12 protein-coding genes are annotated in these 13,188 nt (G+C 38.1%); 11 read left to right on the top strand and 1 reads right to left on the bottom strand.

Going from position 1 to position 13,188, the window contains the following annotated elements:
- Positions 1–5: 5 nt before the first annotated feature.
- Positions 6–140: a 50S ribosomal protein L34 gene (rpmH, locus tag IGI46_RS04130; RefSeq protein WP_002293121.1), complete on the bottom strand. Its 135-nt coding sequence runs from the start codon at positions 138–140 to the stop codon at positions 6–8.
- A gap of 519 nt (positions 141–659) precedes the next feature.
- Between rpmH and dnaA the strand changes: the two genes are divergently transcribed.
- The 11 genes from dnaA (at position 660) to rplI (ending at position 13,118) form a co-directional block, all read left to right on the top strand.
- Positions 660–1,967 carry a chromosomal replication initiator protein DnaA gene (gene dnaA, locus IGI46_RS04125; protein WP_429964922.1) on the top strand — a complete coding sequence of 436 codons (1,308 nt, stop codon included), beginning with the start codon at positions 660–662 and terminating at the stop codon, positions 1,965–1,967.
- A 164-nt stretch (positions 1,968–2,131) separates the two neighbouring features.
- Positions 2,132–3,262, top strand: coding sequence for a DNA polymerase III subunit beta (gene dnaN / locus IGI46_RS04120; RefSeq protein ID WP_429962213.1), 1,131 nt, complete (start codon positions 2,132–2,134; stop codon positions 3,260–3,262).
- A 221-nt stretch (positions 3,263–3,483) separates the two neighbouring features.
- Positions 3,484–3,726 carry a S4 domain-containing protein YaaA gene (gene yaaA, locus IGI46_RS04115; RefSeq protein WP_207702396.1) on the top strand — a complete coding sequence of 81 codons (243 nt, stop codon included), beginning with the start codon at positions 3,484–3,486 and terminating at the stop codon, positions 3,724–3,726.
- The gene (recF, locus tag IGI46_RS04110; RefSeq protein WP_429962212.1) at positions 3,713–4,831 is read left to right on the top strand and encodes a DNA replication/repair protein RecF; all 1,119 of its coding nucleotides are present in this window, start codon (positions 3,713–3,715) and stop codon (positions 4,829–4,831) included. The genes yaaA and recF overlap by 14 nt, the downstream gene beginning before the upstream one ends.
- The gene (gyrB, locus tag IGI46_RS04105) at positions 4,832–6,781 is read left to right on the top strand and encodes a DNA topoisomerase (ATP-hydrolyzing) subunit B (RefSeq protein ID WP_429962211.1); all 1,950 of its coding nucleotides are present in this window, start codon (positions 4,832–4,834) and stop codon (positions 6,779–6,781) included.
- Positions 6,782–6,795: 14 nt separating this feature from the next.
- The gene (gene gyrA, locus IGI46_RS04100) at positions 6,796–9,288 is read left to right on the top strand and encodes a DNA gyrase subunit A (protein ID WP_429962210.1); all 2,493 of its coding nucleotides are present in this window, start codon (positions 6,796–6,798) and stop codon (positions 9,286–9,288) included.
- Positions 9,289–9,483: 195 nt separating this feature from the next.
- A complete protein-coding gene (gene rpsF / locus IGI46_RS04095; RefSeq protein ID WP_429962209.1) occupies positions 9,484–9,783 on the top strand; it encodes a 30S ribosomal protein S6 in 300 nt (99 codons plus the stop codon).
- 43 nt (positions 9,784–9,826) lie between these two features.
- Complete coding sequence (ssb, locus tag IGI46_RS04090) at positions 9,827–10,336, top strand: single-stranded DNA-binding protein (RefSeq protein WP_207702392.1); 510 nt, start codon at positions 9,827–9,829, stop codon at positions 10,334–10,336.
- A gap of 22 nt (positions 10,337–10,358) precedes the next feature.
- Entirely contained in the window at positions 10,359–10,595 is a 237-nt protein-coding gene (gene rpsR / locus IGI46_RS04085; RefSeq protein WP_429962208.1) for a 30S ribosomal protein S18, read from the top strand.
- A gap of 106 nt (positions 10,596–10,701) precedes the next feature.
- Positions 10,702–12,651 (top strand): DHH family phosphoesterase, encoded by a 1,950-nt coding sequence (locus tag IGI46_RS04080; RefSeq protein WP_429972960.1) that lies wholly within the window; start codon positions 10,702–10,704, stop codon positions 12,649–12,651.
- Between the two features lie 14 nt (positions 12,652–12,665).
- Entirely contained in the window at positions 12,666–13,118 is a 453-nt protein-coding gene (rplI, locus tag IGI46_RS04075) for a 50S ribosomal protein L9 (RefSeq protein WP_207702389.1), read from the top strand.
- Positions 13,119–13,188 lie beyond the last annotated feature (70 nt).

The following is a 13,188-nucleotide window of genomic DNA, read 5'->3' as shown; positions in this document are numbered from 1 at the left end:
GTGGTTTAAGCAGAAAGTACTTTTCTTCCTTTACGGCGACGGCTAGCTAAAACACGGCGGCCATTTTTTGTGCTCATACGTTTGCGGAAACCATGAACTTTCTGACGTTTACGTTTATTAGGTTGATAAGTTCTTTTCATCTATTCCACCTCCATTACCAACGATACATAGACATACTTTAGTAGTATAACGACTTACATAGTAGTTTGTCAATCAGAAAAAAATAAAAAAATATTTAGTTTATCCACATTTTTTGGGGATAAGTTCTCATTGGTTGGGGATAATTTTTTCTCAAAAATATACCCTCCAGTTTTTTCTCGAATTTTTCCCCAGAATATTAAATGATGAATAAGTTTTCCACACGGTGGATAAGTGTTGTGCATAACTCCTTTAAACTTTATAAAATCAGCCTTTGTTTTCTATTCATTTTGTGGAAATACTCGTGGATAATTTTGAAATCTTTGCCTTATCCACATTCCTGTGGATATTTTTTTTCAACAAAGAGGATATCTTTTCTATTAGTTATACACGTTGTGGAAAATGAGAAGAAAAAAACGCCACAGTTTTTGCCTGTGGAAAACTTTCGTAAAAAATGATAAAGTAAGACTATCTGAATTTTATTAAAGTAGGAGGCGAATTATTTGACCTCATTAGAAGATATCTGGCAGGAATTAAAAGATAGCTACAAGAAAGAATTAAATCCTGCTAGCTACGATGCTTGGGTCGACACTGCCAAGCCTTTGTCTTTTAACAACAATCAAATAACCATTGAAGTCACCAGTGATTTGCATAAAAAGTACTGGGAAAAACATTTAGCTGCAAGAATTGTTGAAATCGGCTTTAAATTAACAGGGGATGAGATTATGCCGGCATTTGTCACTCCAGACGAAGCTCCGGTCTTTATACCTGTGACAAAACCGGCCACACCCGCAGTTGAAGTAACAAAAAAGGCCATGCTCAATCCTAAATATACCTTTGACACCTTCGTAATTGGTAAAGGAAACCAGATGGCTCATGCCGCTGCACTTGTAGTTGCTGAAGAACCAGGATCTATTTATAATCCTTTGTTCTTCTATGGAGGGGTTGGATTAGGAAAAACTCATTTGATGCATGCGATTGGTCATCAAATGCTCTCCATTAATCCACAGGCAAAGGTTAAGTATGTCTCAAGCGAAACCTTCGCTAATGATTTCATTAACTCAATCAAAAACAAAATTTCTGAAGAATTTCGGCAAGAATATCGAAATGTTGATTTGTTGCTAGTTGATGACATTCAGTTTTTTGCGGAAAAAGAAGCTACTCAAGAGGAATTCTTTCATACCTTTGAGAATTTATACAATGATAATAAACAAATCGTTTTAACTAGCGATCGTTTACCGAATGAGATACCAAAACTCCAAGAACGTTTGGTGTCGCGTTTTGCTTGGGGATTGTCAGTTGACATTACTCCACCAGACCTCGAAACACGAACAGCCATTTTACGGAAAAAGGCACAAGCAGAAAATCTTGAGATTCCTGATGATACGTTGAGCTATATTGCAGGACAAATTGATTCGAATATTCGTGAGTTAGAAGGGGCACTTGTTCGCGTACAAGCTTTTGCGACCATGAATAATGCAGATATAACTACAAGCATAGCAGCTGACGCACTGAAAAGCTTAAAAGGTACTGGCAACACGCAGTTGTCCATCACGCAAATCCAAGAAGAAGTTGCTAAATACTACCATATTCAAGTAAAAGATCTAAAAGGAAAAAAACGAGTAAAAGCCATTGTTGTACCTCGACAAATAGCTATGTATCTTTCGCGAGAAATGACCGATAGTTCGCTACCTAAAATTGGTGCAGAATTTGGCGGGAAAGATCATACGACTGTCATCCATGCTCATGAAAAAATTGCTCAATTAATAAAAAATGATACCAGTATTCAGCAAGAAGTAGCTGAAATCAAAAATTTGTTATTGAACTAGTCTGTGGAAAAACCTTGTAAAAAAAGAGAGAGTTTTCCACACCTTTTCCACAAGCAAGAAAGCCAGAAATAAAAGCTTTTCGTCTGTTTTCCACAAGATCCACAGCACCTACTACTTTTATTACTTAGTACTATAAATAAATATATATAAAAAGGAGTTTCCTTATGAAATTTACAATTAATCGCTCACGCTTTATACAAGAACTAGCAACTGTCCAAAGAGCCATTTCTACCAAAACAACTATTCCTATTTTAACTGGTGTAAAAATTGTTTTAACTGATGAAGGTTTGAACTTAACAGGGAGCAATGCAGATATCTCTATTGAAACCTTTTTAGCAGCCGATGATGAAAAAGCTCAGATTCAGATTGAATCGACGGGAATGATTGTTTTACAAGCGCGTTTCTTCAGTGAAATTATCCGTCGTTTACCTGAAAATACATTTACTTTAGAAGTGTTGGACAACTACCAGGTATCTATTACTTCTGGAGCAGCTGAATTTACGGTCAACGGATTGGATGCAGATAATTATCCACATTTGCCGATTGTGGAAGAACAAAATCAATTAAAATTACCTGTCCACATGTTAACAAAATTAATTGGCGAAACGGTCTTTGCTGTTTCTCAACATGAAAGCCGTCCGATTTTAACCGGTGTTCATTTCATGTTAGCTAATAATCAATTATTATCTGTTGCAACAGACTCGCATCGAATGAGTCAAAGAATTGTACCTGTTGAAAATGCAACTAGTGATTTTGATATCGTTATTCCTGGTAAAAGTTTAGTCGAACTTTCACGCTCATTAACGGACGAGGAAGCAGAAGTGGAAATTAGTATTATGGAAAATCAAGTACTTTTCAAAACGCCGACTATGTATTTTTACTCTCGTTTGTTAGAAGGAAACTATCCGGATACTAACCGTTTAATTCCGACCAGTTTTAATACAGAAATTACTTTTTCAGTTCCAACGCTATTAGCTGCTATCGAACGAGCATCTTTATTGTCACACGAAGGAAGAAATAATATTGTTCGTTTAGCGATTGAATCTGATTCTGTAATTCTCTATGGGAATTCACCAGAGATTGGTAAGGTAGAAGAAGAGCTTGCTTATGAGAAGGTAACAGGAGATCCATTAGAAATATCCTTCAATCCTGATTATATGAAAGACGCGTTGCGAGCGTTTGGTGACATGAGTATGACTATTCGGTTTATTTCACCAATTCGACCATTTACTTTAGAACCAAGTGAAGGCGAAGTATCATTTATTCAATTAATTACTCCTGTACGTACAAACTAAATTGAAAAGTTTCATAATTCTTTTTGAAAAATTTAGAAAGAACTAAAATGAGTGTAAAAGGTCTTAAAATCGATTTTAAGACCTTTTTTTCTTTTTGGACTAAAACTTTAAAATTAGAACAAAGCTTCTTAAAACGGAAAATACAACGAGTTCATTTGTTTTCTGACTAAAAAAAGAGTATAATATAGTAGTGTCTCTGAAATGAAAATGAGGGATGAAATGTGAAACAACAAATAGTTTTAAAAACTGAGTATATGACGCTCGGCCAGTTACTTAAAGAGATAAACTTAATCTCTAGTGGTGGGCAAGCTAAATGGTATTTAGCGGAGCAAACTGTATTCGTAGATGGTGAACCGGAGAATCGCCGTGGACGGAAACTCTATCCAGGCATGATGGTCGAGATACCTGAGATGGGTACTTTTTTTATGGCTAAAAATGGGAATACTGAAGATGAAATTGAATAAGCTTCAGCTAAAAAATTATCGGAATTATCAAGAGTTATTTTTGGAATTTCCTAATAGTCTAAATGTTTTTTTAGGCGAAAATGCACAGGGAAAGACCAATTTGTTAGAGAGTATCTATGTACTAGCCTTAACAAGGAGTCACCGTACCAACACCGAAAACGAGTTGATTGGCTGGCACGAAGAGTTTGCACAGATAAAAGGTCGTATATCTAAGGGAACTAGTGAGACAGAATTAGAGCTGTTGCTAACAAAAAAAGGTAGGAAATCAAAAGTCAATCACATTGAACAGAAACGATTAAGCAGCTACATAGGCCAACTGAATGTCATCTTATTTGCACCTGAAGACCTTTCACTAGTGAAGGGAAGTCCCCAACAAAGACGCCGTTTTATCGATATGGAATTAGGTCAGATTAGTCCGCTCTATCTTTATGACTTAGCACAATATCAAAAGACGTTGAAACAGCGAAATCTCTATCTTAAACAATTAGCCGAAAAGAAACAGAAGGATGAAATATATCTTGATGTACTGACTGAACAGTTGGTTGAATTTGGAAGCAAGGTGTTAACTAATCGTTTGCAATTTATTAAACGATTGGAACGTTGGTCGAATGAATTGCATACGCGAATAACTAATCAAAGAGAACATTTAGAGATTGAGTATGTAAGCAGCTTCTTACTTGAAAGTGGGCAATCAGACGACATCCAAAAGATATTTTACGGTGAATTGCAGAGAAACCGCAAGCGAGAAATTTTTAGAGGGACAACCTTAATTGGTCCTCATCGAGATGACTTGCGCTTTTTAGTTAACGGACAGAATGTTCAGACTTATGGTTCACAAGGACAACAGCGGACAACTGCTTTAAGTGTTAAATTAGCAGAGATAGACTTAATGAAAGAAGAAACGGGAGAATATCCTTTGTTGCTTTTGGATGATGTGATGAGCGAATTGGATGATAATCGTCAAATACACTTATTAGAAACGATTGAAGACAAGGTTCAAACTTTTTTGACAACCACCACCTTAGAACACGTAAAAGGAAAGATGACGGTACATCCGGATATCTTTTATGTCCAGCAAGGACAGATAGAAAGGAAAGAAACCTAAATGACAGAAGAAGAAAAGAGTTTACGAGAACGAGCTCAGGAATATGATGCTAGTCAAATTCAAGTACTCGAAGGTTTAGAAGCCGTTCGTAAACGTCCTGGGATGTACATTGGTTCCACAAGTACAGAAGGATTGCATCACTTAGTTTGGGAAATTGTTGATAATTCAATCGACGAAGCATTAGCTGGATTTGCTACTAGCATTTGTGTAATGGTTGAAAAGGACAATAGTATCACTGTTAGTGATGATGGACGAGGAATCCCGGTAGATATTCAAGCTAAAACAGGACGTCCAGCTCTCGAAACCGTGTATACAGTTTTGCATGCCGGAGGAAAATTTGGCGGCGGCGGGTACAAGGTTTCTGGTGGTCTGCATGGTGTAGGGGCTTCGGTGGTTAATGCCTTGTCCAGCAGTTTGGATGTACGAGTTTTCAAGAATGGTAAAATTTATTACCAAGAATATCGTCGTGGTGCTGTAGTGGATGATTTAAAAATTATCGGCGACACAGAAAAGCATGGAACGACTGTTCACTTTGTACCAGATACAGAAATCTTTACAGAAGATACGGAATTTAATTTTGAAAAATTGGCAACAAGAGTACGCGAGTTGGCGTTTCTAAATCGTGGATTAAAAATTTCAATTGAAGATTTGCGTCCAGAAAAGCCAATTTTAAGAGAATATTTTTACGAAGGCGGAATCAAGAGCTACGTTGAGCACTTGAATGCCAACAAAGCTGTTTTATTTGAAGAACCAGTTTTTGTTGAAGGAGAACAGCAAGATATTACTGTAGAAGTTGCTATGCAGTATACCGATGGCTACCACACGAATATCTTGAGTTTTGCGAACAATATTCACACGTACGAAGGCGGAACGCATGAATTTGGGTTCAAAACAGCTTTGACCCGTGTAATTAATGACTATGCTCGGAAACAAAAAATTATGAAAGATAACGATGAAAATCTTTCTGGTGAAGATGTTCGTGAAGGATTAACGGCAGTTATTTCAATCAAGCACCCAGAACCGCAGTTTGAAGGACAAACCAAGACAAAATTAGGAAACTCAGAGGTACGTACGGTAACAGATCGTTTATTCTCAGAAAGTCTATCAAAGTTCTTAATGGAGAATCCATCCGTAGGCCGTCAAATTGTTGAAAAGGGAATGCTGGCTGCTAAAGCAAGATTGGCTGCTAAACGCGCTCGAGAGGTAACACGTCGAAAAGGTGCGCTAGAGATCAGCAATCTTCCAGGTAAATTAGCCGATTGTTCTAGTAATGATCCAGAACGCTGTGAATTATTCATCGTTGAGGGGGATTCTGCTGGAGGATCTGCAAAACAAGGGCGAAGCCGAGAGTTCCAAGCAATTTTACCAATCCGTGGGAAAATCCTAAATGTCGAAAAAGCTTCGATGGATAAGATCCTAGCCAATGAAGAGATCCGTTCGTTATTTACAGCAATGGGGACAGGATTTGGTGCTGATTTTGATGTATCGAAAGCCCGCTATCACAAGTTAGTTATTATGACTGATGCCGATGTCGATGGTGCTCACATTCGTACGTTATTGTTAACTCTGTTCTATCGTTACATGCGTCCAATTGTTGAAGCAGGTTATGTGTATATTGCTCAACCACCGTTATACGGAATTAAGCAAGGTAAGAACATTACGTATATTCAACCAGGAAAAAATGCTGAGGAAGAGCTGCAGCTAAAATTATCTGAACTTCCTGCTTCGCCAAAAGCGAATATTCAACGTTACAAAGGGTTAGGTGAAATGGATGATCATCAATTGTGGGAAACAACAATGGATCCAGATAATCGTTTAATGTTGCGGGTTAGTGTAGATGATGCAATTGAAGCAGACCAAGTATTTGAAATGCTTATGGGTGATCGTGTAGAACCACGTCGAGCATTTATTGAAGAAAACGCTCATTACGTTAAGAACTTAGATATTTAGTGAGGAGGATCGATTTGGAAGATAGAAGAGAAAATATCCATGATGTCAATCTGACCAGTGAAATGCGAGAATCCTTCATCGACTACGCCATGAGTGTTATTGTGGCTCGGGCTTTGCCGGACGTTCGTGATGGCTTAAAACCTGTTCACCGAAGAATTTTATATGGAATGAATGAACTGGGGGTAACTCCAGATAAACCTCATAAAAAATCCGCTCGTATTGTAGGGGATGTGATGGGTAAATATCATCCTCATGGTGATAGTGCGATTTATGAATCAATGGTTCGGATGGCACAACCTTTCAGCTATCGTAATATGCTGGTAGATGGTCACGGGAACTTTGGTTCGGTCGATGGTGACGGTGCCGCGGCAATGCGGTATACAGAAGCAAGACTTAGCAAAATTGCTATGGAAATGCTACGGGATATTAATAAGGATACAGTAGATTATCACGGAAACTATGATGATAGTGAACAAGAACCAGATGTTTTGCCTGCTCGTTTCCCTAATTTACTTGTTAACGGTGCTACTGGTATCGCAGTTGGTATGGCGACTAATATTCCTCCACACAATTTAAGAGAAGTAATCGAGGCAATTGGCTTATTGATGGATAATCCTGATGTAACTACTCAAGAATTGATGGAAGCTATTCCTGGACCTGACTTCCCAACCGGTGGTTTAGTTATGGGTAAATCGGGTATCCGTCGAGCATATGAAACTGGAAAAGGTTCGATTACGGTTCGAGCTAAGATCGAAATTGAAGAGCAAAAAAATGGAAAAGAACGCATCATTGTGACTGAGTTGCCATACATGGTTAACAAAGCTAAATTAATTGAGCGTATTTCCGAACTTCACCGTGATAAGCGAATTGAAGGAATTACTGATTTACGAGACGAAACTTCTCGGGAAGGCATGCGGGTAGTTATCGAGGTCCGTCGTGATGTTAGTGCGTCAGTTATTTTGAATAACTTATACAAATTGACTTCATTGCAAACGTCTTTTAGTTTCAACATGCTGGCAATAGAAAATGGTGTCCCACGTATTCTGAATTTGAAACAAATTTTAGAAAACTATGTGGCGCATCAAAAAATTGTCATTACCAGACGAACTAAATTCGAGAAACGTAAAGCAGAAGCTCGTGCGCACATTTTGGAAGGTTTACGGATAGCTTTAGATCACATTGATGAAATCATTGCGATCATCCGAGGATCAGAATCCGATGAGATAGCCAAGAGCACGTTAATCGAGCGTTTTGAATTATCCGATCGACAAGCACAAGCAATCTTAGACATGCGTCTACGTCGTCTGACAGGCTTAGAGCGAGAGAAAATTGAAAATGAATACCAAGAGCTTCTAAAATTTATAGAGGACTTAGATGACATCCTAGCACGTCCTGAGCGAGTGATAGAAATCATTCGAACTGAATTAGAAGAAGTATCTTCTAAATTCGGTGATCCTCGTAGAACAGAACTACTGGTAGGTGAGGTGTTAAGCCTAGAAGATGAAGATCTAATTGAAGAAGAGGATATTGTTATCACTTTAACGAATAACGGCTATATTAAGCGAGTGGTCTCTAGCGAATTTAGAGCACAACGTCGTGGTGGTCGGGGCGTTCAAGGAATGGGAATTCACGATGATGATTTCGTTAAAAATCTGATTTCATGTTCGACGCACGATACATTGCTATTCTTTACTAACACAGGAAGAGTTTATCGTGCTAAAGGTTACGAAATTCCAGAATACGGTCGAACAGCTAAGGGAATTCCGATTATTAATCTGCTGGGCATTGATTCTAGTGAAACAATCCAAGCAGTCATTGCGGTTACTGGAGAAGCATCGGATGGACAATTTTTATTCTTCGTTACGAAGAATGGAATTGTTAAGCGAACAACTGTTACAGCTTTCTCTAATATTCGCAGTAATGGTTTAATTGCTATTGGTCTGAAGGAAAATGACGAGTTAGTTAATGTTCTATTCACAGAAGGCGAGGAAACAATTATTTTGGGAACTCACAATGGCTATTCAGTTACTTTTGCTGAAAAAGCTGTTCGTGACATGGGCCGTACAGCTAGCGGAGTACGAGGTGTACGTTTGCGAGAAGACGACTATGTCATTGGATCCGCTGTGTTGAAAGAAGATCAAGAAGTTCTAGTAATTACTGAAAAAGGCTACGGTAAACGAACTAAAGCAGCGGACTATCCTGTGAAAGGCCGAGGCGGTAAGGGTATTAAGACGGCTAATATCACTAATAAAAATGGTCAGCTTGCTGGTCTTGCTACGGTTAATGGTGATGAAGATATCCTGTTGATTACTGACAAAGGTGTCATTATTCGATTTAACGTGGCAAGTGTCTCTCAAACAGGCCGGGCAACTTTAGGTGTCCGCTTAATGAAGATGGAAGATAATACTAAGGTTGTTACTATGGCAGTTGTTGAAAATGAAGCTGAAGAAGCTGAGGACGAAACAGTTGATGTTGTAGAAACAAATACCGAAGAAACAAATGAATAAATTTCGAAAGACTGAGAATTTTCTCAGTCTTTTTACGTACTTTATGGTAAGTAACAAAGAGATTAAAAGAAACAATTGATTTTTGCTGGACGATTATGTATAATGATTATTTGTGAGTAGTCTATATTTTTTAGATCGCTCTCCTTGCTCTTAGCAAACTAAGAGCCTTATAGTCCATAGGGAGGTGAAAAATCAATGGAAAATACGAAGTATGAAATCACATACATCATTCGTCCCAACATTGATGAAGAAGCAAAATCTGCTTTAGTAGAACGTTTCGATACAATTTTGAAAGATAATGGTGCAGAAATTATCGATTCAAAAGATTGGGAAAAACGCCGTTTCGCATATGAAATGAACGGATTCCGTGAAGGTGTCTACCATATCGTCAATGCAACTGCTCCAGCATCAGCCGGTGCAATCAACGAATTTGATCGTCTAGCAAAAATCAACGACGATATCGTTCGTCACATGATCGTAAAGATTGAGGAGTAATTGTTTCACGTGAAACAATTGACGAGAAAGGAGCTGGCTTTACTTGATTAACAATGTTGTATTAGTTGGTCGCTTAACAAAAGATCCAGATTTACGTTATACTGCAAGTGGTACTGCAGTTGCTACTTTTACTTTGGCGGTGAATCGTAATTTTACCAATCAAAGTGGAAATCGCGAAGCAGATTTTATCAATTGTGTTATTTGGCGTAAATCAGCAGAAACACTAGCAAACTATGCTCGCAAAGGAACTCTATTAGGTGTTACTGGACGTATCCAGACACGTAACTATGAAAACCAGCAAGGGCAAAGAGTATACGTTACTGAAGTAGTTGCGGATAATTTCCAACTGCTTGAATCACGTAATGCAAGTGAACAGCGTCAACAAAGTCCTAACTTTGAGGGCGGTGGAGCGCAAGGATCCAATAATAGCTTTGACAACAACTTTGAACAATCTTCTCCGTCAGCTAAAAACACGATGCCTGACTTCGATCGTGATTCGGATCCATTTAGTGGATCTTCGATCGACATTTCAGATGATGATTTACCATTCTAACAATTGATAGGAGGGAAACGGAATGGCACAACAAAGAAGAGGTCGTAAACGTCGCAAAGTAGATTACATTGCAGCAAACCATATTGAATATATTGATTATAAAGATATCGAATTACTGAAACGCTTCATCAGTGAACGTGGTAAAATTTTACCTCGTCGTGTAACAGGTACAAGCGCTAAAAACCAACGCAAAATCACTGTAGCAGTTAAACGCGCACGTATCATGGGATTATTACCATTTGTTTCAGAAGAATCATAATTTAAAGACTTCCTTTGGGAGTCTTTTTTTGTTTCACGTGAAACATTCAGGAATTCGCTTGCTGGCAGTGATTGTGATAAAATTAAGTCTGTCAGGAGGAACATAGATGAGAAAGAACACGAAGTTTACGTTGTCTCTTTTCTTCTTTTTTTTATTATTGTTGATTCAACTAATGGCAATCTTTTTCTTGCCTCTTAATTATGTATCTGCTGCTATTGTTGTTTTTATCGATTTGCTATTGCTGGTTCAAATAGTATTGCAGCATCGTCGGTTACAAATTAGCAATCATCAGAAAATTATGCAAGCTTCCAGAGTAGCAGAAAAAGCTCTGGATTACGTATCAGAGGATATGCCCGTGGGGGTTGTGTCCTGGGGGACGGATTATCAGTTTGTTTGGATGAATCCTTACATTACGGATAAGGTTAAGAATCTCTCCTTTGCGGATCAACAAGACATGATTAATGAGTTAATTCAGCGAGATGAAAGAGGGAAGAATGTTTATAAGATTAAGGATACCTTGTATCATTTTCAACTGAATAAAGAGAAGCAGTTGGTCTATCTAATCGACATTACGAAAGAAGTCGAACTTGAAACGAAAGAACAAAATCTGCAAGCAGCCGTAGGACTTTTGTCAGTAGATAATTATGATGATGTAATTGATCGAAAGGATGACAAGGAAATCTCTTACTTGGATTCATTTATCACAACAGTCATTTCAGACTGGATGGATTCGTATCAAATATTTTACAAACGTATCAATGCGGAACGTTTTTTCTTTTTAGCCCGCTATGAGGACTTGGAAACGATGATTGATAATAACTTTGACTTGTTGGAAAAAATTCGTGTAGCTGCTGAAAAAGAAGGTGTTTTGATCACTATAAGCATGGGAATTAGTTATGGTAATCAATCATTGGAAGTTATTGGTGATACGGCACAGAATAATTTGGATATTGCATTAGTACGTGGTGGAGACCAAGTTGTCTTGAAAGATGCTGAGGAAAATGCGAAACCAGTATTCTACGGTGGAAATTCAACAAGTGCTGCTAAACGCACTCGAGTACGCTCTCGAGCCATGTCGACAGCATTAAGAAATGTTTTCAATGAAACGGGCAATGTATATGTGATGGGCCATCGTTTTCCAGACATGGATGCTATCGGAGCATCTTTTGGTGTTTCTTGTTTAGCTCGTTTCCATAATAAGAAGGTTCGAGTGGTTATTGATGAACAGGAGACCATTCCTGATGTAGATCGTTGTTTAGAAGAGATTCACAAAGATGGTGAATTAGAGGATTTGCTAATTTCACCTGCTGAGGCGATTAAACAGCGCAAAGCGGGTGATTTACTAGTAATGGTGGACTATCATCGTCCCTCTTTATCCATCTCACAAGATCTGTATGAGCAATTTGATAATGTTGTAATTATTGATCATCATCGACGTGGGGAAGAGTTTCCCAGTAAGCCATTACTAACTTACATTGAGTCTTCGGCTTCTTCAGCATCAGAGTTAGTTGCGGAATTGGTTCAATTTGAAAGTAAAGAAAATCGAAAAATGACAAAGATGGAAGCAACTCTATTATTAGCAGGAATAACCGTGGATACGAAGAATTTTTCTATTCGAACAACGTCACGTACTTTCGATGTTGCCAGCTATTTGAAGACTTGTGGAGCCGATGCTTCTTTAGTACAATATATTTTAAGTACAGATATTAAGTCTTATCTTGAAATTAGTCAGCTGGTTGGCGAAAGTGAATATGTGCGGGAAGACATTGTAATAACTGCTGGAAGTGAGACCAAAAAATATGATAGTGTGACTGCTGCCAAAACGGCGGATACTTTATTATCGATGGTAGATATAACGGCTGCTTTTGTTATTATCAAACGAAATGATGGTGTAATTGCTATCAGTGCTCGTAGTACTGGGACTATAAACGTCCAAAGGATTATGGAAGCAATGGGTGGTGGCGGTCATTTCACTAATGCAGCTGTTCAGTTAACGGATACAACAGTGGCTAAAGCGAGACAGCAGCTTTTAGCAACAATTAATGAACAATTGTAGGGAGGAGAAGAATAATGAAAGTAATTTTCTTAGAAGATGTAAAAGGAAAAGGAAAAAAAGGGGAAGTAAAAGAAGTTCCCACAGGTTATGCTCAAAACTATCTGCTTAAAAATAATTTGGCTAAAGAAGCGAATAAAAGCAGTATCTCGGCATTGTCAGCTCAAAAGAAAGCCCAAGCAAAGAAAGATGCTGAAGTATTAGCTGAGGCAGAAAAGTTGAAAGAATTTTTAGCTAAAGAGGATACAGTGGTGGAGTTGAAGGCCAAAGCTGGTGAAGATAGTCGCCTATTTGGTTCCATCCCATCAAAACAAATTGCTGAAGGCTTGAAAAAACAATATGACTTGAAATTGGATAAACGAAAAATTGAATTAGACAATCCGATCCGAACATTAGGATATACTAAGGTTCCTGTAAAGCTTCATACTGAGGTAAATGGAATAATCAAAGTTCACGTTAGTGAGGAATAGATGAGGCTGAGACGTATTTGTCTCAGCCTTTATTGTATTTCTCAGTTTTATTTTGTAAAATAGGTGGACG

Source organism: Enterococcus sp. AZ163 (assembly GCF_050498925.1).
Taxonomy (GTDB): domain Bacteria; phylum Bacillota; class Bacilli; order Lactobacillales; family Enterococcaceae; genus Enterococcus_A; species Enterococcus_A ferrettii.
This window is presented reverse-complemented; position numbering and strand designations above follow the sequence as displayed.

Excerpts from the sequence above, each read along its gene's own strand:
- rpmH (WP_002293121.1), bottom strand. The coding sequence starts at position 140 with ATGAAAAGAACTTATCAACCTAATAAACGTAAACGTCAGAAAGTTCAT.
- dnaN (WP_429962213.1), top strand. The coding sequence starts at position 2,132 with ATGAAATTTACAATTAATCGCTCACGCTTTATACAAGAACTAGCAACT.
- recF (WP_429962212.1), top strand. The coding sequence starts at position 3,713 with ATGAAATTGAATAAGCTTCAGCTAAAAAATTATCGGAATTATCAAGAG.
- gyrB (WP_429962211.1), top strand. The coding sequence starts at position 4,832 with ATGACAGAAGAAGAAAAGAGTTTACGAGAACGAGCTCAGGAATATGAT.
- rpsF (WP_429962209.1), top strand. The coding sequence starts at position 9,484 with ATGGAAAATACGAAGTATGAAATCACATACATCATTCGTCCCAACATT.
- rpsR (WP_429962208.1), top strand. The coding sequence starts at position 10,359 with ATGGCACAACAAAGAAGAGGTCGTAAACGTCGCAAAGTAGATTACATT.
- IGI46_RS04080 (WP_429972960.1), top strand. The coding sequence starts at position 10,702 with ATGAGAAAGAACACGAAGTTTACGTTGTCTCTTTTCTTCTTTTTTTTA.
- rplI (WP_207702389.1), top strand. The coding sequence starts at position 12,666 with ATGAAAGTAATTTTCTTAGAAGATGTAAAAGGAAAAGGAAAAAAAGGG.